The organism is Streptomyces coerulescens (assembly GCF_042657965.1).
Lineage (GTDB): Bacteria > Actinomycetota > Actinomycetes > Streptomycetales > Streptomycetaceae > Streptomyces > Streptomyces coerulescens.
Window position 1 is genome coordinate 197,355 of sequence record NZ_JBHSKM010000008.1, and the last position, 17,533, is coordinate 214,887.

Annotated in this window: 23 protein-coding genes; 9 read left to right on the forward strand and 14 right to left on the reverse strand. The window is 71.3% G+C overall.

The annotated features are described in order from the left end of the window. Nucleotides 1-9 precede the first annotated feature (9 nt). A complete protein-coding gene (gene ilvA / locus ACFPQ9_RS15190) occupies nt 10-1,239 on the reverse strand; it encodes a threonine ammonia-lyase (protein WP_380852894.1) in 1,230 nt (409 codons plus the stop codon). A gap of 163 nt (nt 1,240-1,402) precedes the next feature. On the opposite strand from ilvA, the gene ACFPQ9_RS15195 reads away from it, so the two are divergent. The 3 genes from ACFPQ9_RS15195 to ACFPQ9_RS15205 all read left to right on the forward strand — a co-directional run bounded on the left by ACFPQ9_RS15195 (nt 1,403) and on the right by ACFPQ9_RS15205 (nt 2,918). After that, a complete protein-coding gene (locus tag ACFPQ9_RS15195; protein ID WP_380853900.1) occupies nt 1,403-1,909 on the forward strand; it encodes a MarR family winged helix-turn-helix transcriptional regulator in 507 nt (168 codons plus the stop codon). 251 nt (nt 1,910-2,160) lie between these two features. Next, nucleotides 2,161-2,673 carry a sigma factor-like helix-turn-helix DNA-binding protein gene (locus tag ACFPQ9_RS15200; protein ID WP_380852897.1) on the forward strand — a complete coding sequence of 171 codons (513 nt, stop codon included), beginning with the start codon at nt 2,161-2,163 and terminating at the stop codon, nt 2,671-2,673. Continuing rightward, nucleotides 2,670-2,918 (forward strand): hypothetical protein, encoded by a 249-nt coding sequence (locus tag ACFPQ9_RS15205; RefSeq protein WP_380852900.1) that lies wholly within the window; start codon nt 2,670-2,672, stop codon nt 2,916-2,918. The genes ACFPQ9_RS15200 and ACFPQ9_RS15205 overlap by 4 nt, the downstream gene beginning before the upstream one ends. A gap of 46 nt (nt 2,919-2,964) precedes the next feature. On the opposite strand, the gene ACFPQ9_RS15210 is transcribed toward ACFPQ9_RS15205, so the two are convergent. Then, nucleotides 2,965-4,119, reverse strand: a complete 1,155-nt coding sequence (locus ACFPQ9_RS15210; protein WP_380852903.1) for a cystathionine gamma-synthase — start codon at nt 4,117-4,119, stop codon at nt 2,965-2,967. 154 nt (nt 4,120-4,273) lie between these two features. Between ACFPQ9_RS15210 and ACFPQ9_RS15215 the strand changes: the two genes are divergently transcribed. From ACFPQ9_RS15215 to ACFPQ9_RS15225, 3 genes are all read left to right on the forward strand, one after another. After that, nucleotides 4,274-5,392 (forward strand): hypothetical protein, encoded by a 1,119-nt coding sequence (locus ACFPQ9_RS15215; RefSeq protein ID WP_380852906.1) that lies wholly within the window; start codon nt 4,274-4,276, stop codon nt 5,390-5,392. 277 nt (nt 5,393-5,669) lie between these two features. Beyond that, nucleotides 5,670-6,338 (forward strand): HEAT repeat domain-containing protein, encoded by a 669-nt coding sequence (locus ACFPQ9_RS15220; protein ID WP_380852909.1) that lies wholly within the window; start codon nt 5,670-5,672, stop codon nt 6,336-6,338. 3 nt (nt 6,339-6,341) lie between these two features. Further along, the gene (locus ACFPQ9_RS15225; protein ID WP_380852912.1) at nt 6,342-7,340 is read left to right on the forward strand and encodes a MerR family transcriptional regulator; all 999 of its coding nucleotides are present in this window, start codon (nt 6,342-6,344) and stop codon (nt 7,338-7,340) included. A 62-nt stretch (nt 7,341-7,402) separates the two neighbouring features. Here ACFPQ9_RS15225 and msrA read toward each other — a convergent pair whose 3' ends face one another. From msrA to ACFPQ9_RS15245, 4 genes are all read right to left on the reverse strand, one after another. Next, nucleotides 7,403-7,915 (reverse strand): peptide-methionine (S)-S-oxide reductase MsrA, encoded by a 513-nt coding sequence (msrA, locus tag ACFPQ9_RS15230; protein WP_380852915.1) that lies wholly within the window; start codon nt 7,913-7,915, stop codon nt 7,403-7,405. A 364-nt stretch (nt 7,916-8,279) separates the two neighbouring features. Continuing rightward, nucleotides 8,280-8,675, reverse strand: coding sequence for an amphi-Trp domain-containing protein (locus ACFPQ9_RS15235; RefSeq protein WP_380852918.1), 396 nt, complete (start codon nt 8,673-8,675; stop codon nt 8,280-8,282). A 49-nt stretch (nt 8,676-8,724) separates the two neighbouring features. Continuing rightward, nucleotides 8,725-8,997 (reverse strand): hypothetical protein, encoded by a 273-nt coding sequence (locus ACFPQ9_RS15240; RefSeq protein ID WP_380852921.1) that lies wholly within the window; start codon nt 8,995-8,997, stop codon nt 8,725-8,727. A gap of 91 nt (nt 8,998-9,088) precedes the next feature. Next, nucleotides 9,089-9,313: a hypothetical protein gene (locus ACFPQ9_RS15245; protein WP_380852924.1), complete on the reverse strand. Its 225-nt coding sequence runs from the start codon at nt 9,311-9,313 to the stop codon at nt 9,089-9,091. 264 nt (nt 9,314-9,577) lie between these two features. On the opposite strand from ACFPQ9_RS15245, the gene ACFPQ9_RS15250 reads away from it, so the two are divergent. Further along, on the forward strand, nt 9,578-10,099 hold the full coding sequence (locus ACFPQ9_RS15250) for an AAA family ATPase (RefSeq protein WP_380852927.1): 522 nt from the start codon (nt 9,578-9,580) through the stop codon (nt 10,097-10,099). A 55-nt stretch (nt 10,100-10,154) separates the two neighbouring features. Here ACFPQ9_RS15250 and ACFPQ9_RS15255 read toward each other — a convergent pair whose 3' ends face one another. The 7 genes from ACFPQ9_RS15255 to ACFPQ9_RS15285 all read right to left on the reverse strand — a co-directional run bounded on the left by ACFPQ9_RS15255 (nt 10,155) and on the right by ACFPQ9_RS15285 (nt 14,554). After that, nucleotides 10,155-10,997 carry a hypothetical protein gene (locus ACFPQ9_RS15255; RefSeq protein ID WP_380852930.1) on the reverse strand — a complete coding sequence of 281 codons (843 nt, stop codon included), beginning with the start codon at nt 10,995-10,997 and terminating at the stop codon, nt 10,155-10,157. A gap of 222 nt (nt 10,998-11,219) precedes the next feature. Further along, on the reverse strand, nt 11,220-11,723 hold the full coding sequence (locus ACFPQ9_RS15260; protein ID WP_380852933.1) for a MerR family transcriptional regulator: 504 nt from the start codon (nt 11,721-11,723) through the stop codon (nt 11,220-11,222). Next, a complete protein-coding gene (locus ACFPQ9_RS15265; RefSeq protein WP_380852936.1) occupies nt 11,720-12,082 on the reverse strand; it encodes a hypothetical protein in 363 nt (120 codons plus the stop codon). Before ACFPQ9_RS15265 ends, ACFPQ9_RS15260 begins: the two co-directional genes overlap by 4 nt. A gap of 130 nt (nt 12,083-12,212) precedes the next feature. Beyond that, nucleotides 12,213-12,641, reverse strand: coding sequence for a DUF6233 domain-containing protein (locus ACFPQ9_RS15270; protein ID WP_380852938.1), 429 nt, complete (start codon nt 12,639-12,641; stop codon nt 12,213-12,215). A gap of 33 nt (nt 12,642-12,674) precedes the next feature. Then, nucleotides 12,675-12,893 carry a hypothetical protein gene (locus tag ACFPQ9_RS15275; protein WP_380852940.1) on the reverse strand — a complete coding sequence of 73 codons (219 nt, stop codon included), beginning with the start codon at nt 12,891-12,893 and terminating at the stop codon, nt 12,675-12,677. Between the two features lie 69 nt (nt 12,894-12,962). Further along, nucleotides 12,963-14,129: an RNA polymerase sigma factor gene (locus ACFPQ9_RS15280; RefSeq protein ID WP_380853902.1), complete on the reverse strand. Its 1,167-nt coding sequence runs from the start codon at nt 14,127-14,129 to the stop codon at nt 12,963-12,965. Nucleotides 14,130-14,134: 5 nt separating this feature from the next. Continuing rightward, entirely contained in the window at nt 14,135-14,554 is a 420-nt protein-coding gene (locus ACFPQ9_RS15285; protein WP_380853904.1) for a YciI family protein, read from the reverse strand. Nucleotides 14,555-14,729: 175 nt separating this feature from the next. Between ACFPQ9_RS15285 and ACFPQ9_RS15290 the strand changes: the two genes are divergently transcribed. Continuing rightward, on the forward strand, nt 14,730-15,194 hold the full coding sequence (locus ACFPQ9_RS15290) for an SRPBCC family protein (protein ID WP_380852942.1): 465 nt from the start codon (nt 14,730-14,732) through the stop codon (nt 15,192-15,194). A 9-nt stretch (nt 15,195-15,203) separates the two neighbouring features. Here the strand turns inward: ACFPQ9_RS15290 and ACFPQ9_RS15295 are convergent, their stop codons facing one another. Continuing rightward, nucleotides 15,204-16,136 (reverse strand): helix-turn-helix domain-containing protein, encoded by a 933-nt coding sequence (locus ACFPQ9_RS15295; protein ID WP_380852944.1) that lies wholly within the window; start codon nt 16,134-16,136, stop codon nt 15,204-15,206. 184 nt (nt 16,137-16,320) lie between these two features. On the opposite strand from ACFPQ9_RS15295, the gene ACFPQ9_RS15300 reads away from it, so the two are divergent. Further along, nucleotides 16,321-17,361 carry an NAD(P)-dependent alcohol dehydrogenase gene (locus ACFPQ9_RS15300; RefSeq protein ID WP_380852946.1) on the forward strand — a complete coding sequence of 347 codons (1,041 nt, stop codon included), beginning with the start codon at nt 16,321-16,323 and terminating at the stop codon, nt 17,359-17,361. Nucleotides 17,362-17,533 lie beyond the last annotated feature (172 nt).

Sequence of the window (17,533 nt, forward strand, 5' to 3'; positions counted from 1 at the left end):
CTTTCGCCCTCAGTCGATGACCGTGTAGCCCGCCTCGCGCAGGGCTTGGCCGACCTCGACGCAGTGCACGGGGCCCTTCGTCTCCAGGTGCAGCTCGACCTCCGCCTCCGTGAGTCCGAGCCGTGGATCGGTCCGTACGTGACTCACATCGAGGACGTTAGCGTCCACCACTGACAACACCCCGAGAAGCGTCGCGAGCGCACCCGGCCGGTCCGTCAACCGCAGGCGTACGGCCAGGTAGCGGCCCTGCGCGGCCATGCCGTGCCGCAGGACGCGCTCCAGCAGCACCGGGTCGACGTTCCCGCCGGACAGCACCGCGACGACCGGGCCTTCGAAGTCGCCCGGGTCGCTCAGCAGCGCCGCGACCGGGCTCGCCCCGGCCGGCTCGACGACCAGCTTGGCCCGCTCCAGGCACAGCAGCAGGGCGGTGGCCAGCTCGTCCTCGGAGACCGTGCGGACCTCGTCCACCAGATCGCCGATGATCCGGAACGGCACGTCACCGGGCCTGCCGACCTTGATGCCGTCGGCCATCGTCGCCGGGTTGTCGACGGCGACCGGGTGCCCGGCGGCGAGCGAGGGCGGGTACGCCGCGGCGCCGGCCGCCTGCACACCCACGATGCGCACATCGGGCCGCAGTGACTTCACCGCCATCGCGATACCCGCCGCGAGCCCGCCACCACCGATGCCGACGACGATCGTGCGCACCTCCGGGCACTGTTCGAGGATCTCCAGGCCGACCGTGCCCTGACCTGCGATGACGTCGGGATGGTCGAAGGGGTGGATGAACACCGCGCCCGTCTCGGCCGCGTACTCCTGCGCCGCCGCCAGCGTCTCGTCGACCACCTGCCCGTGCAGGCGCACCTCGGCGCCGTAGTCCTGCGTCGCACTGATCTTCGGCAGCGGCGCACCCTTCGGCATGAACACCGTCGAACGCACGCCGAGCAGCGACGACGCCAGCGCGACACCCTGCGCGTGATTGCCGGCGCTCGCCGCGACGACCCCCGCCGCGCGCTCCTCCGGAAGCAGCCCCGCGATCCGTACGTACGCGCCGCGCAGCTTGAACGACCCCGTCCGCTGGAGGTTCTCGCACTTGAGGTGCACCGGCGCACCCACCAGCTGGGACAGGTGCCTGCTGCCCTCCATCGCCGTCACCCGCGCCACGCCCGTGAGCATCTTCTGGGCGCCCCGTACGTCGTCGAGCGTGACGGGAGGCAAGGAGTCAGCCGTGCGGTAGCTCATGACACAAGTCTCGCAGTTCACAGGCGCAAGGCCCGGGTGTGACCAAGCACCGAGATGGGTTTCCGCAGCGCCGGTACACCCCGCCCCCGGGCCGCGTACCCTGTCCCCCAACCCAGCACCCCCTTCATGAAGTGAGCCCCCGGCCATGCCCACAACACCTGAAATGTCGATGGACATGACGACCGTCGCTGACAGCGGTCTCCTCGACACGCTGCAGCACGAGGTGGCGGTGTTCGCCCGCCGTGCCGAACAGACCCGGCTCGGTGGTGTCGGGCAGGTGCGCAACTCCATGGACCGCGCCGCATACCTGCTGCTCAACCGCCTCGACAAGGAAGGCCCCATGGGGGTCAAGGCGCTCGCCGCGAGCATGGGGATCGACTCGTCGACGGTCACCCGGCAGGTGGCACCGCTCGTCGACACGGGGCTCGTCAAGCGGACCTCGCACCCCGAGGACGGACGGGCGGTGGTGCTCCAGCTGTCGCCGCGCGGGCAGTCGCGGCTGGAGGAAGTGCGATCGTCGCGACGTCAGTTGATGGCCGAGCTGACGCACGACTGGGCACCGGAGGAGCGCGAGACGTTCTGCGCGCTCCTCACCCGCTTCAACGTCGCGCTCTCCTCACGGATGGCGGCGCAGGGAATCGCGGGCACGGAGCCGAATCCGGGGTCCTGAGCCGGACCGGCGGAACGCGCGAGCGCGCCCTGCGGCCGTCCGAGGCGGGCCCGCACTCCCCGAACGGCACGCACGCGTGCAGCCCGCGCTCCACGACCGGCACGCGCGCGTGCACGGATGATCCGCTCCCGGCTCTTGACCCCGGGCCGTCGCTGGCCTCATATGAAACCGGGTCCTCCTCGTGCGCGACCGTCGCGTCACGCGCGGGGCCGGGGACCGGTTCCTCGGAGCGCGGTCAGGCGGGAGGGGCGGTGGGACGACGCAAGGCGGTCCAGGACGCCCGCCGGGACCGGGAGTTCGAGGCCTTCGTCGCGGGCGCGGCCGGGCGGCTGCTGCATGCCGCCACCCTGCTCACGGCGGAGCCGCGGGAGGACAACCCGCGCGCGCGGCGCCTGCTGACGCTGTCCCTCGCGCACACATACGCGTACTGGGACCGGCTGCGCGGCGAGGACCCCTACGACCGCACCCGCCAGTACCTGGCGACCCGCTTCTCCCGCGCCGCCTGGCACCAGTACGGCGGCCTGGGCGCCCTGGGCCGCTCACGCACCCACGCCGCCGGCCCGCTCGCGAGCCTCACTCCGCAGGAACGTCTGATCCTGGTCCTGCGGCTGTACGAGGGGGTGGCCGAGGAGCAGACGGCCGCGCTGCTCGGCCTGCCCAGGGAGCGCGTCCACACGATCTGCGACCGGGCGACGGCGACGCTGCTGCATCCGCCGCGCGGACCCGCACCGGCCGTGCTGGGGGCGAAGGCGGTGTCACCGTGAACCGCGCCCAACGGGAAGGGGCCGCCCGGCAGATCATGGAGCACACGCCGCCGTCGGTGCCGCCCGAACTGTACGCGGAGGTCGTCCGACGCGGCGGCCACATGCTGCGCCGCAGGAAGATCACCCTACGGCTGATGTACCTGCTGCTGTTCGCGGCGACGGTGGCGTTCGTGGTGTGGGCGCTGATGGCCCGCCCCTGGGTGGAGCCGCCGTCGGAGACGACTCCACCCCTGACGGGCTGGTGAAGCCCCTTCTTCAGGGCTCGCCCTCCAGTTCTTCAGGGCCCGCTCTCTAGCCGAGCGCCTGCTGAAGGTCTTCCAGCAGATCGTCGACGTTCTCGATGCCCACGGACAGACGAACGAGGTCGGCGGGCACTTCGAGGGCCGAGCCGGTCACCGAGGCATGGGTCATGCGGCCCGGGTGCTCGATGAGGGACTCGACGCCGCCCAGGGACTCGCCGAGCGTGAACACCTTGGCCCGGTTGCAGACCTCGACTGCGGCTTCCTCCCCGCCCGTGACCTGGAAGGACACCATGCCGCCGAACGCCTTCATCTGCTTGGCGGCGACCTCGTGACCGGGGTGCTCGGGCAGGCCCGGGTACAGCACACGCGTCACGCGCGCGTGCCGGGTCAGCATGTCGGCGATCTTCGTGGCGTTCTCGCTGTGCCGGTCCATGCGCACCGACAGCGTCTTGGTGCCGCGCAGCACCAGCCAGGAGTCGAAGGGCCCGGCGACCGCGCCCATGGCGTTCTGGTGGAAGGCCAGTTCGTCGCCCAGATCGGAGTCACCGACGATCAGCGCTCCGCCGACGACGTCCGAGTGACCGCCCATGTACTTGGTCAGCGAGTGCACCACCACGTCCGCGCCCAGCGACAGCGGCTGCTGGAGATACGGCGTGGCGAAGGTGTTGTCGACGACCAGCTTCGCGCCCGCGCTCTGGGCGATCTGCGCGACGGCGGCGATGTCGGTGATGCCGAGCAGCGGGTTGGAGGGGGTCTCCACCCAGACGACCTTGGTCTTCGGGGTGATGGCGGCCCGCACGGCGGCCGGATCGCTGGTGTCCGCGACCGACCACTCCACCCCCCACCGGGCTACGACCTTGGCGAACAGCCGGAACGTGCCGCCGTAGGCGTCATTGGGGATGACCACGTGATCGCCCGGGCTGAGCAGCGTACGCAACAGGCAGTCCTCGGCCGCCAGTCCGGACGCGAACGCAAGCCCGCGACGGCCGCCCTCCAGGGCGGCGAGGTTCTCCTCCAGGGCGGTCCTGGTCGGATTGGCGCTACGGCTGTACTCGTAGCCGCCCCGCAGGCCGCCGACGCCGTCCTGCTTGTAGGTCGAAACCTGATAGATCGGCGGGACGACCGCGCCGGTGAGGGGATCGGCGGTGTTGCCCGCGTGGATCGCGAGGGTCTCGAAGTGCTGACTGATGTGCCTGTCGCTCATGGGCAACGAGCGTAGTGCGCGAACGGTCCTGATGCCTGACGCCGGCATCACCTGACGAACGCGGGCCGGGCTTGGCGCACCCCCACAGAACCCTTTTTCCACAGGCTCCCCACCTCGTTGGCCATTTGTCGGCGGCGTCTGGAACGCTGGAGGCATGGAAATTCTCTGGGTCCTGGTCGCGCTGGTCATGATCGGCTTTGTCGTGGTGCCGTTCATACGCCGCAGGCGAGGCATGATCGAGCAGGTCCCGCCGGGCCACCCGGACGCCGCGGACCCGGCGAACTACGGCTTCGTACGGCAGGAGGAGCTGGACATCCGCATGCCCGGCCCCGACCAGGACCTGCTGGACGTCCTGGACCTGGTGCAACGCACCCAGGACTACCGCGCGGCCTCACAGCTCCTGGCCGGCACCGAGGCGGAGGGCGAGAAGCGCTGGCAGCGGGTCCAGGCCTTCGCCGGGGCCGCCGCGCTGGAGCTGCAGCAGCGCCCGGGCGGCGTCAGCGAGGCGCCCGGCGGCCAGTGGCTGCGGGTGTGGCGGACCGAGCAACCCAAGGACGCGGGCGGCGCGGCCGTGCACGCGGAGTTCCTGGTGCAGCAGGCGTGGCGTACGGCGACTCCGGGCACGGACGAGTTCCGGATCATCATGGAGGAGGCGAGGTCGGCCTGCGGCGAGGCGGCCCTCCTGGCCCCCGGTGACCCGATCCCGTACATCATCGAGCTGTCGGTGGCCCGTGGACTGGCCTATCCCCGCCCGGAGTTCGAGCAGCTCTGGCTGAAGATCCTGGACCGTGCCCCGGCCCACATGGGCGCCCACCTGGCGGCCCTGCACTACTGGTGCGAGAAGTGGCACGGCTCGCGTCAGCTGGCCAACGAGTTCGCGGAAGCGGCGGCGGCCCGCGCCCCCCAGGGCTCCCTGCTCGCCGCCATGCCGCTCTTCGCGGTCTTCGAGCACCTGCCCGAGGTGAACCTGGTCAGCGGCTTCTACCAGAGCGAGGTCGTGACGAAGGCGATGCACGGCGCGCTGTTCGCGGTGCACTCGGCCCGCTCGGACGACCCGATGCTGGCGCACGTACGTCATCTGCTGGTCTTCTTCCTGGTTCGCGGTGAGCGCTGGGCGGAGGCCATGGACCAGCTGATACACGTCGACGGCCATGTCGGCGCCCTCCCGTGGACGCTGTCCGCCGACCCCGCCGCGGAGTTCGCGGTCTACCGCGCGCTGGCGGTGGCGGGTTACGAGGCGAACGGCGGCAGCCCGGCGACACTGCCGCACTGAGCCGACGTGGGACGACGACCGACCGCCCTCGGACTGGTACACGTACCCCCTCGTCGGGCGTGATCGGGTCGATTCCGGATCGCCCGATCCGTGAACGGCGACGAGGTGTCCGTGTGTGTCCGGGGAACCGTGGACGGCCGGGTCCGAAGTCGTGTGGAGCTGCTCTTCGACATCATGGCGCGCCACACGCTCGCACCGGAGTGAAGTCATCGCCTCGCGGGCCTTTGACCTTGACACGGTGACAAGGCGTTCACTGCCTGCCGAGGAGGTGGTCCCGATGACCACGAGACAGGACACGGATGCGACGGGTGCGCTCCAGGGTCTGGAGGACGGCCGTTCGTCCGTGCGGCTGCGGTCGGCTCTGGCGGTCGGCAGCGCGCCCGATCCGGGCTTCGTCGGCAAACTCATCGAGCGGTGCGCGGTCGAGCCGGACTTCTTCGTACGCGACATGCTGACCTGGGCGCTCACCCGTCACCCGGTGGCCGTGACGCTCCCGGGGCTGCTCCGCGAAGTCCGCTCGGAGCGTGCGCAGGCGCGGAGTCAGGCGCTGCACACACTGTCCAAGATCGGGGACCGGCGGGCGTGGCCGGCGATCACGCGGGCGCTGCTGTCCGACGCCGACGACGAGGTGGCGCGGAGCGCGTGGCGGGCCGCGGTCGTCCTCGTGCCGGAGGGCGAGGAACCCGAGCTGGCCGCGGTGCTGGCGACGCAGCTCGGGCGCGGCGGGCGGGACACACAGCTGAGTCTGAGTCGGGCGTTGGTCGCGCTGGGCGAGGTGGTCGTACCGGCTCTGCGGGCCGCGACGACGGCCGCCGACCGGCGGGTGCGCACGCACGCGCTCGCCACGCAGCGGCTGCTGCGGGATCCGGATGCCGGTTTCGAGGGCGCGATCGAGGAGGCGAAGCGTGCCGTGGCGCTCGGCGGGTCGGGCCGGGAGGGACAGTAGGACGTGTTGATCGGTGAGGTGGCGCGACGGTCCGGGGTCAGTGCCCGGATGCTCAGGCACTACGAGTCGCTCGGCCTGCTGCGGCCGTCGGGGCGTACGGGCTCCGGCTATCGGGAGTACTCCGGTGCGGACATCCGGCGGATCTTCCACATCGAGAGCCTGAGGTCGCTGGGCCTGTCGCTGCGGGAGATCGGGCGCGCGCTCGACGATCCCGGCTTCACACCCTCGGCGCTGGTCGACGACCTCATCCGGCAGACGCGGGAACGCATCGCGGCCGAGACCGATCTGCTCACACGGCTGCGCCGGATCGATGCCGCGGAGCCCGCCGGCTGGGAGGACGTACTCCAGGTCGTCGCGGTCCTGCAGGCGCTGGGGTCGAAGAGCCCTGCCGCACGTCAGCGCGCGGCTCTGGCCGCCGGCGACGAGGTGCCGGTGGAGGCCCTGGTCGAGGCGGTGCTCAGGGAGCCGGAGCCGAATGTCGCCGGAGCCCTTCGCTGGGCGTTGGCCCGCTCGGGCGCCGAGGGCACGGCATTGCTGGCGAAGGGCCTCGGCTCACCGGTGGCCGCGGTCCGGGAGCGTGCCGTCCGGTCTCTCGCCGAGCTGCCCGGTGACGAGCCCACCGCCCCGCTGCGGGACGCCCTCGCGCACGCCGATGCCGTGGTCCGCGGCCATGCCGCTCTGGCGCTCGGGACGCGTGGCGTGGCCGACGCGGTCCCGGCGCTCATCGACATGATCGTGGCCGGAAGGAACGACACCGACGCGGCCGATGCGCTCGGCGTGCTGGCCGGCGACGACGCCACGGCGGACCGGATCGCCACCGGGCTCGTGGACCGTCTCGCCCAGGACGCCACCGAAGCGTCGGCCCGCGTACGGCTGACCCAGTCGCTGGCGGACATCCCGGGCGACACGGCCTCACATGCCCTCATGGGCCTGTCGCAGGACACGGACCGCGCCGTGGCGCTGACCGCGACGTACCTTCTTCGGCTACGTGAGGCACGCTGACGTATCTCCAGTGGAGTGCCGCTCTCCAGGGAGTGCCGCCTCTCCAGTGGAGTGCCGCTCGGTCAGCCTTCGGCGCGGGCCGACAGCTTCCATCCCGGGCGCGGGAAGTGGCAGGTGTAGCCGTCCGGGTATCGCTGGAGGTAGTCCTGGTGCTCGGGCTCGGCCTCCCAGAAGGGGCCCACCGGCTCCACCTCGGTGACGACCTTGCCGGGCCACAGGCCGGAGGCGTCCACATCCGCGATCGTGTCCTCGGCGATCCGCTTCTGCTCGTCGTCCACGTAGTAGATCGCCGAGCGGTAGCTGAGGCCGATGTCGTTGCCCTGGCGGTTCTTCGTGCTCGGGTCGTGGATCTGGAAGAAGAACTCCAGGAGCGCGCGGTAGTCGGTCTGCGAGGGGTCGTAGAGGATCTCGATGGCCTCCGCGTGCGTGCCGTGGTTACGGTACGTCGCGTTCGGCACGTCACCCCCGGTGTATCCGACCCGGGTCGCCGTCACGCCGGGAAGTCGGCGGATCAGTTCCTCCATCCCCCAGAAGCATCCGCCCGCCAGCACGGCCCTCTGCGTCTGCGCAGCCATCACGGCCCTCCAATTTCTGTCAGCTCGGTCACTCGGGCTACTCCGCTCGCACACACCGGCGTCCAAGCCCACCCTCCTCAACGTTCGGGGGTGCCCGCCGATTCCACGCCCGCCCACCGGGCCGTACGGCCCCCGAGGCCGCTCAGAGGCACGGGCCCGCGAGCAGCACCCACGGAACGCCCACGGCGAACGGGGTCAGGCCCACAACCCACCCCATCTGATGCCGAGATCGCCGGGAGAGGGAGAACGCCGGGGCAAACCTGTTCATGCACGGACGGCAGCCAGGGCGCCGGGCGGGGTTCCGAGCCGGATTCGCCGGCTGCCGCCGGGCCGACGGGAGGGTGACCAGCCGCTGGACGGCGGCTCAGGCCGTCTTCGTGGCCGACCGCTTCGCGCTGCTGCCCTTCTTGGTGCCCGTACCGCTCCGCGCCGCACCGGCGGACGCGTTCTTCCGTCGCGGGGGCTTCTTTGCGGGTGCCTGCGTCTTATGCGTCTCCCGCGTCTCCTGCGTCTCCGATGGCGCTGCCCGCGTCGACGCAGTGGGCCACTTGAACTCGATCTCCAGCTCGACCTCCCCGCCCCCGATCTCGACCTCCATCTCGCCGCGCAGGTCGTCGGGGATCCGCAGGCTCAGTGTCCCCGGGCCGAGTTCCACTTCGGCGTCCCCTCCTTCCCGCAGTGCGTCCGCGAGTGCCGTGAGCTGGTCAGCGGCCTCCTGGCGGGTCAGTGAGCGCTTCTGCTCGAACTTGAGGTCCTTCATGGGGTGCCCTCCGATGGTGAAGCGGTCGAGGACCGCGCCGTGCTCGGCCTCACTGGTCCCGGACGGAGAGCCGCACCTGCACACCCTCGTCCGCGGAGCTCCATGACGCGCCGTGCTCCACGGTCTCGCGCCCCTCGTCGAGCATCTGGGCGCGTACCCGAAGCGCCGAGGCCATGAGCCGCCGCCAGCGCCATTCGGCCTCGAAGGCACGCCTGGAACGCTCGACCGAGCCGACCAGCCACCGCGCGGCCTCGTCCACGTTCTCCACGGACTGCGCGGCTGTGCCGACCTCTTCGAGTTCCCAAGTCATCCACAAGGCCACGGGTCCAATGTCCCGTTCCCCCGCAACGAGCGCACGCCGAAGCAACGCGCGCACGCCGAAGCGCCGACCGCGGTCCGGAGCGCTCGGCGGGTCAGCCCTCTGTCTCCGGACCCCAGCGCTCGGGCCCCACGCCGCGCCAGTCGATCCACGGCACCCCCGCCACGTCCGCCGCGTCGATCTCCAGCCCGGCGCGGCGAAGGAACTCGGCGACATCGGCCGTGTTGTGGGCCAGCCCGAGGATCTCGCCGTCCACGCGCACGCGTCGACCGCCCGAGGGTGACGGCGGATGCACGGTCACGCGTATCGGTCCGGCCATGCCTTCAGGATCATCCGGGTCATACGCCCCCGCATGCCGGGGCGTCATCGCGGACGCCGACGCAGTTCGGCGGGACGCCGGTAGGCGGTACTCCACTCCCGCCGTGCCCGGGCGAGGTCGTCGGGGAACGTTTGCATGGTCCAAATTCAAGCACGTGTTCGATTTCTACGGCCACTGCCGCAGGCCGTGAGCCCCGGACTTGCCCTCCCGAAGCCGTACCGGATCTCACCGGGACCCGTTCCCGCGGGCCTAGCATCGGGTCCCATGATCGTATGGCTCAACGGCACCCACGGCGCGGGCAAGACGACGACCAGCGCGCTCGTGCAGCAACTGATCCCGGATTCACGGGTGTTCGACGCCGAGAAGGTCGGCGAGACACTCATGGACATCACGCCGGGACTGCCCGAGACGGACAACTTCCAGCACTGGCCGCCGTGGCGGCCACTCGTCGTCGAGACCGCCCGCCGGGTGCTCGACTACGCCGGCGGCACCCTGGTGATGCCCATGACCGTCCTGGTGGAGGAGTACTGGCGCGAGATCAGCGCGGGCCTCGCCCAACATGACATCCCGGTACGCCACTTCGTCCTCCACGCCGACCAGGAAACCCTCCGCGGGCGCATCGAGGGGGACACCGTGCTCGGCCCCTCCCCGTTCCGCCTCACCTACCTCGAGCCCTATGCCGAGGCGGCTCGCACCTGGCTGCACAAAGAGGCGGAGGTCGTCGACACCACGCATCTGACGCCGGCCCAGGCCGCCGAACGGATCGCGGAGGCCGTGAGCAGGTGAGAGCGTTCCGGGCGGTCGCCCGGTGGGCCGTCGGCAGCGCCTGGCATCCAGCGCGTCAGGGGCGTTCGTAGAGCTGGAGGACGCCCGCTGCGGAGAAGCAGGCGGCGCCCAGGAGGGTGGCCCAGTTGGCGATGTCGGCGTTGATCTGGCTGCCGGTCGTGGGACGGGTGAAAGCAGCGATCGCCGAGACCATGAAGAGGACCGAACCCAGTTGGTTCACGGCGACGATCCACCAGCCGAGGCTACGGCGGTGGATGCAGAACCTGCCGTGGCAGACCTCGACGAACGCGAGGTGGCCCGAGATCAGGAAGAGCACGCAGCCGATCACGTCCGGGGCCCAGATCAGCCGGTTGATCTGCTGGACGCTCAGCCCCTGGAGGAAGGAGTCCAGCAGGTCGACGGCGAACACCAGGGTGCCCGCGAAGAGGACGACCGCGCTCAGCCAGTCCACCCGCGAGGGCTCGTAACTCCACCAGCGCCAGGGGTGGGTGACGAGACGGCCTTCGCCGCCGGGCACGTGGCGGGGAGCGTTGATGACCTGGAGCAGTGAGACGTAGCCGCCGGTGTTGAAGAAGAGGCCGCCGGCGAAGTAGATCGAGGCGCAGGTGGTGGCATCGCCGGAACCGAACTGGGCGACGCCGGCACCCGCCGCGAACAGGGCCCCGCCGATGATGAACGCCGTCGCCGCCGTGGTGTTGAGCCGGCGCAGGCGGCGCAGCGCGACCTCGTCGGCTCTGGCGTGCCGGCCGGTGGCCGCCCCGGGCGAGCGGACGGCGATGACTCCACGCCGACGGGCGAGCCGTGACTCCCATACTGCGGTGCCGCCACCGGGAGGGTGCCAGGTGAGCCGGGTGGTGAACGGTCCCGCGCCCTCGGCGCGTTGCTCGGGTTGTCCCACGGGCCGAGACTAGATCGCCCACCGTTCCGGCTCCCGAAGCGAAACGCCGCCGGTGGCCGCGCCCAAAGGACTACGACCGCCGGTAGTTCGAAGCCGGCCTGCCACCGTCGCCGCCCTGCCGATCGGTTCCGAGGTCAGTGGACGGGTCTGCATGCGCCGCCCGTTCAGCCGGCGGAAACAGCGGCGCCGGTCAGTTTCCCGGTACCCCGGCGGCGGCGCTGATCAGCAGCAGGGGCCGGCATGGCGGTTCTCCTCGGCGAGGTCGGTGAAGGGGATCGGGCAGCAGGAGCTCGCGGCGCACTCCGTCAGGTCGTCGCACCCGGCGTCCACGGCGGCCACGAGTGCCGTACGGATCGTCGTGAGGTCCGCGATCCTTGCGTCGACCTCGGCGAGCTTGGCCGCCGCGCGTTCCTGGAGACCGGGGACGGGGCGGCCGTGGCGATGGCGTCCCGCTTCCAGCAGTTCGGCCACCTCGTCCAGCGTGAAGCCCAGGCGCTGGGCGGCCTTGATGATCCGCAGGGTGGTCACGGCTTCACCCCCGTACAGGCGGTGACCTCCCGGGCTGCGGTCCGGTTCGGGCAGCAGTCCGCGACGCTCGTAGTAGCGCAGGGTCTGGATGTTCACCCCGGCTTCCTGGGCCACTTGGCCACTGCGCAGCGCCACGCCGCCCACCTCGGCCACGCCGCCCACCTGGGTCACGCCGCTCACACCGGTCACACCACTCACCGGAACCCTCCCGACGCGGCCGCTCGGTCCGCCCGCGCGGCGAGGGACCTCAGCACCGGCTCGTGCTCTCGCCCCACCGCGATGTCCAGCACGACCCCTTCCGGGCCGCCGGTGACGGTGAAGTCGAAGAACGAGCAGCAGCCGTTCTCACGCTCCGCCAGGTCGCGGGTCCGCTCCTCGCACTCCGCCCCCGCCGGGAGTTCCAGGCGCACCCGCAGCGGCTCCGGCCGGTGCGGTGCCGCCGTCTGCGCGGCGAACAGGGCGTCCCATTCGGCCAGCCGCAACGGCTGCTCCTCGGTCGGCAGAGTGCACGCCTGCGGTACCCATTCCGGTCCGGTCACCGATTCCACTCCCGTCATCACTCACCCTCCCCCTCGTCACGAGTCATCGCCCCGGCGTTCCCCATGTCTGCGGTACATGGCTCCAGTCCGGGAACACTTCCGACGGTAAACCTGTACCTGGGTACCGGTTGCAAGCCAGCGGAGCCGCCTAGTCCAAGATCCCCAGCTCGCTGTCCGGGCGGCAGAAGGCGCACGGTTCGATGTTGGGGTCGGTGAGGGCGGCGCGGGCGTCGTGGTCGCCGATCCGGTGGGGCGTGCCCTCGATCATCGTGCAGTCGCCGGTGTGGATCACGGCGGGCTCGGGACCGTTCGGCGTGCGTTTCTGCTGGACGACGAAGCCCGTCGACTGCCGCATCTCCGGGGAGGGCGCGAACGGCGACAGGGCGGAGGGCGACTGCGACCGAGGGGGCTTCGGCGGCTCGGGGGCCCGGCGGTTCTCGACGCGCGTCAGCGCCGCCCGGACGGCTTCGCGCTGAAGACGCAGGTAGATGCCGACGGTCTCGTGACCGGCGATCTGTTCGTCGAGGTACGCGAGGATCGCCCGCAGCCGTCGTGCGTCAGGCGGTAGCTCGGCCATGACCCGCATCGCCCTCGTGCGGGATGAAGCCGGTCACCTCCGGCTCCTTCCTCCCCGCCCCAGCTCACGCAGTTCCGCCCAGGCCGCAGGCGTACGGCCACCTTCCCGCCAGAAGGGGTGGAACAGCACCTCGGTCGACAGCCGGTACAGACGGCGGCGCAGCTCGGTTCGGCCCGGCCCGTCGGCCAGCCGGTGGTAAGTCGCGCTCCACTCCTGCTGTGCCTGGACGAGGTCGTCGGGGAACGATCGCATACCCCGATTCAATCATGTGTTCGATTTTCTGCGCCATCACCGACCCGGCCGGTCACCGGTCACCGGCCGCTACGCGCTACCCCCGCCCCCGCTCCCGCTCCCACGCATGTTCAGCCGGGCCGCCTGACGCGTCAGATAGTCGCGTTCGGCGAGGTTGGAAGCCTTCCGCGCGGCCTCGGCGTAGAGGCGGGCCGCCGTCGGCAGGTCGCCGTCGCGTTCGTGGAGGTAGGCCGCGACCGCGGTGTGGCGGGGCAGCGACGTGTCCAGGGACGCCAGTGCCGCCAGGCCGGCGCGCGGGCCGTCGGCCTCGCCCACGGCGACCGCGCGGTTGAGCCGGACGACGGGGCTGTCGGTCAGGCGCAGGAGCTCGTCGTACCACTCGACGATCTGCACCCAGTCGGTCTCCGCGGCGGTCGGCGCGTCCGCGTGCAGGGCCGCGACAGCGGCCTGGGCCTGGAACTCGCCCAGCCGGTCGCGGGCGAGGGCCGCCTGGAGTATCTCGATCCCCTCGGCGATCAGGGTGCGGTCCCAGCGGCCGCGGTCCTGCTCGGCGAGCGGGACGAGGCCGCCGTCGGGCGCGGTCCGCGAGGCGCGTCGGGCGTGGTGGAGCAGCATGAGGGCGAGCAGCCCCGCCACCTCGGGGTGGTCGATGGCGGCCGCGAGCTGCCGGGTGAGCCGGATGGCCTCGGCGGCGAGGTCGATGTCGCCGGAGTAGCCCTCGTTGAAGACCAGATAGAGCACGCGCAGCACGGTGGCGACGTCACCGGGCTGATCGAAGCGGACCCCGGAGACGGTGCGTTTGGCGCGGCTGATGCGCTGCGCCATGGTCGCCTCGGGCACCAGGTACGCCTGCGCGATCTGCCGGGTGGTGAGTCCGCCGACGGCGCGCAGGGTGAGCGCGACCGCCGACGCCGGGGTGAGTGAGGGGTGGGCGCACAGGAAGTAGAGCTGGAGCGTGTCGTCGGCCGAGGGCGCGGGGCCCGGCGCGGGCTCCTCGTCCACGATGTCCTCGCGCCGACGGCGGGCGGCGTCCGCGCGGCTCGCGTCGAGGAACTTGCGCCAGGCCACGGTGACCAGCCATCCCTTCGCGTCCCGCGGCGGGTCGGCCGGCCATACGCGGACCGCCTCGATGAGCGCGTCCTGCACGGCGTCCTCGGCCGCCGCGAAGTCGGCTCCGCGGCGGACGAGGGTGCCGAGCACGCTCGGCGTGAGGCTTCTGAGCAGGGCCTCGTCCATCCGGGTCACTTGAAGGTGCACTCCGTGATGCTGGGCTCGGCGCTCAGGAACGGGCGCACCTCCAGCCACTCGTGGATCGGCTTGCCGCCCGCGCCGGGGGCCGCCGACAGTTCCCCGGCGAGTTCGACGGCCCGCTCGTGACTGTCGACGTCGATCACCATCCAGCCGGCGATGAGGTCCTTGGTCTCGGCGAACGGGCCGTCGGTGACCGGCGGGCGCCCCTCGCCGTCGTAGCGGACCCACGACCCTTCGGGGGCCAGCGCCTGGCCGTCGACGAATTCGCCGGTCTTCTCCAGCCGGGCCGCGAAGTCGTTCATGAACTGCACGTGGGCCGAGATCTCCTCCGGCGTCCACTGGTCCATGGGCACGTCGTTGACCGGTGCCGGGGCGCCGCGGTAGTGCTTCAGCAGCAGGTACTTGGCCATCGTCTTCTCCTCGGTGAGGGTGCGACCCATTGTGGTCGCGTTCACCTCTGGGACGGAGCCGGGCGCGGGTTCTCGACATCGCCCGCGGATTTCTTTTCGGGATTTCCGGCAGCGGTCCGCGGAGGGGGCCGGCCGACGGCGGGCGGTTGTCGGTGGCTGCTGCTTTCATGGGGGCATGGCCAGGACCAGCGTCGTCGTGGAGCGGCGTATCGCCGCAGGTCAGGGAAGCGTGTGGGAGTCCCTGACCGATCTGAGGGGCATGGTGCACGTGCTCAGTGGTGTGTCGGGCGTCGACGTGCTCACCGAGGGTGCGTTCGGCGTGGGCACGCGGTGGCGGGAGACGCGGCGGATGTTCGGCAAGGAGGCCACCGAGGAGATGTGGGTGACCCTCTGCGAGCCGCCCGAGCGCTATGTGGTGGAGGCCGAGTCGCACGGCACCCACTACGTCTCGGAATGGGCGCTGCGGCCGGACGGGCCGTCGGCGACGACGGTCCGGATGACGTTCACCGGCGTGACCTCCGGCGGTGTCGCGGGAGTGCTCGCGAGGATCCTCGGCGGCATCGGCTCGCGGGCCGTGTCCAAGGCCATCGCGAAGGACCTGGACGACATCGCCGCGGCGGTCGAGGGCCGGGCCCGCTGACCCGGTCGGTCAGGCCGACGCGCTGGTCCCCGCCCTCGTCGCGTCCGCCCCCCAGCTGGCCAGCAGCCGCAGTGCCTGCGCCGACGGCGAGCCGGGTTCGGAGTGGTACGTGATAAGGCTCTGTTCCGTGCCGTCGGTCAGGCGGAACGACTCGAAGTTCAGGGTCAGCTCCCCCACCAGGGGATGCCGCAGGCGCTTGACGCCGTAGCTCTTCTCCTTGACGTCGTGGGTGGCCCACAGCCGCCGGAACTCCTCGCTCTTGACGGAGAGTTCGCCGACCAGGGCGGACAGCCGCGGGTCGTCCGGGTGGCAGCCGGCGTCCATGCGCAGGAAGGCGACGATGTCGGACGCCTTCTGGTCCCACTCCACGAACAGCTCGCGGTACGCCGGCCGCAGGAACACCAGCCGCGCCCAGTTCCGCTCCTGCGCCGGCAGCTCCGCCCAGTCGCCGAAGACGGCCGCCGCCATGGCGTTCCAGGCGAGGATGTCCGACCGCCGTCCGGTGATGTACGCCGGGACGCCGTCGATCGAGTCCAGCAGCTGCCGCAGCACCGGACGCACCTGCTCCGTGCGGGTCGCCGACTTCTTCTTGTGCTTCTTCGGCTTCGCCAGGTGCGTGAGGTGTGCGTGCTCGGCGTCACTGAGGCGCAGCGCCCGCGCGATGGCGTCGAGGACCTCCGCCGAGACGTTGCGCCCATTGCCCTGCTCCAGGCGCGTGTAGTACGCCACCGACACCCCGGCCAGCTGTGCCAGTTCCTCGCGCCGCAGCCCCGGCACCCTGCGGTGCCGCCCGTAGTCGGGCAGGCCGACGTCCTCCGGCTTCAGCCGGGCCCGCCGGGTGCGCAGGAACTCACTGAGTTCGGCACGCCGGTCCAGGCCGGCCCGGGGGTCGGCGGTGCTGTCCGCTGCGGGTCCCGTCAGGTGACCGGGCCGTTCTTCCATGCCTTCGAGTATTCCCCGTCGTACGCACACCAGCCTGTCCCCGTCAGTAGTAGGACCCGCGAACGTACGTACGACTGAGGTCTGGGTGGCCGGAGCGCTCCTCGGCAGGGTGAAAAACGTGCCCGGACGGAAAGCAGGACCAGAAGGCAGCCGGGCGCGAAACCCCCGCTAGGAGAACCCCGGCATGACCACCGTTGCCGCATACGCAGCACCCGCCGCAAAGGCTCCGCTGGAGCGCACCACCATCGAACGCCGTGAGGTCGGCGAGTTCGACGTCCTGATCGACATCAAGTTCGCCGGTATCTGCCACTCCGACATCCACCAGGCCCGTGAGGGCTGGGGCGAGGCGATCTTCCCGATGGTCCCCGGCCACGAGATCGCGGGCATCGTCTCCGAGGTCGGCCCGGGCGTGACGAAGTACAAGGCCGGCGACCGCGTGGGCGTCGGCTGCATGGTCGACTCCTGCCGTGAGTGCGAGAACTGCCTGGCCAGCCTGGAGCAGTACTGCCTCAAGGGCAACATCCCGACGTACAACGGCGTCGGCAAGGACGGCGAGCCGACCTACGGCGGCTACTCGCAGAAGGTCGTCGTCGCGGAGAGCTTCGTCCTGCGGATCCCCGAAGGCCTGTCCCTGGACGTCGCCGCGCCGCTGCTCTGCGCCGGCATCACCACGTACTCGCCGCTGCGCCACTGGAACACCGGCCCCGGCAAGAAGGTCGCGATCCTCGGCATGGGCGGCCTCGGCCACATGGGCGTGAAGCTCGCGCACGCGCTCGGCGCCGAGGTGACGGTGCTGTCGCAGTCCCTGCGCAAGAAGGACGACGGCCTGAAGCTGGGCGCCGACCACTACTACGCCACCAGCGACGAGCAGACCTTCCGGGAGCTGCGCGGCAGCTTCGACCTGATCCTGTCCACGGTGTCGGCGCCGCTGAACCTGGACCAGTACCTGTCCCTGCTCAAGACGGACGGCGCCTTCGTGAACGTCGGCGCCCCCGAGGAGCCCGTCGCGCTCAACCTGTTCTCGGTGATCATGGGCCGTAAGACCCTCGCCGGCTCCGGCATCGGCGGCATCCGCGAGACCCAGGAGATGCTGGACTTCTGCGCGGAGCACGGGATCGGCGCCGAGATCGAGCTGATCGGCGCGGACGAGATCAACGACGCCTACGAGCGGGTGCTCGGCAGCGACGTGCGGTACCGCTTCGTGATCGACACCGCGACGATCTGATCCCGCCGCGGCAGCCCTCGCCTCCCGTACGGCGGCCCACGCACCGAGGGCCCCGGAGCCGCACTGCTCCGGGGCCCTCGGCCCGTTCCGGTACGGGGTGGACGGAGTACCGGAGGAGTAGCGCGGCCCCCTCCCTGCGACCGATGTGCCGTGCGGCGGCGCTGTCTAGCGT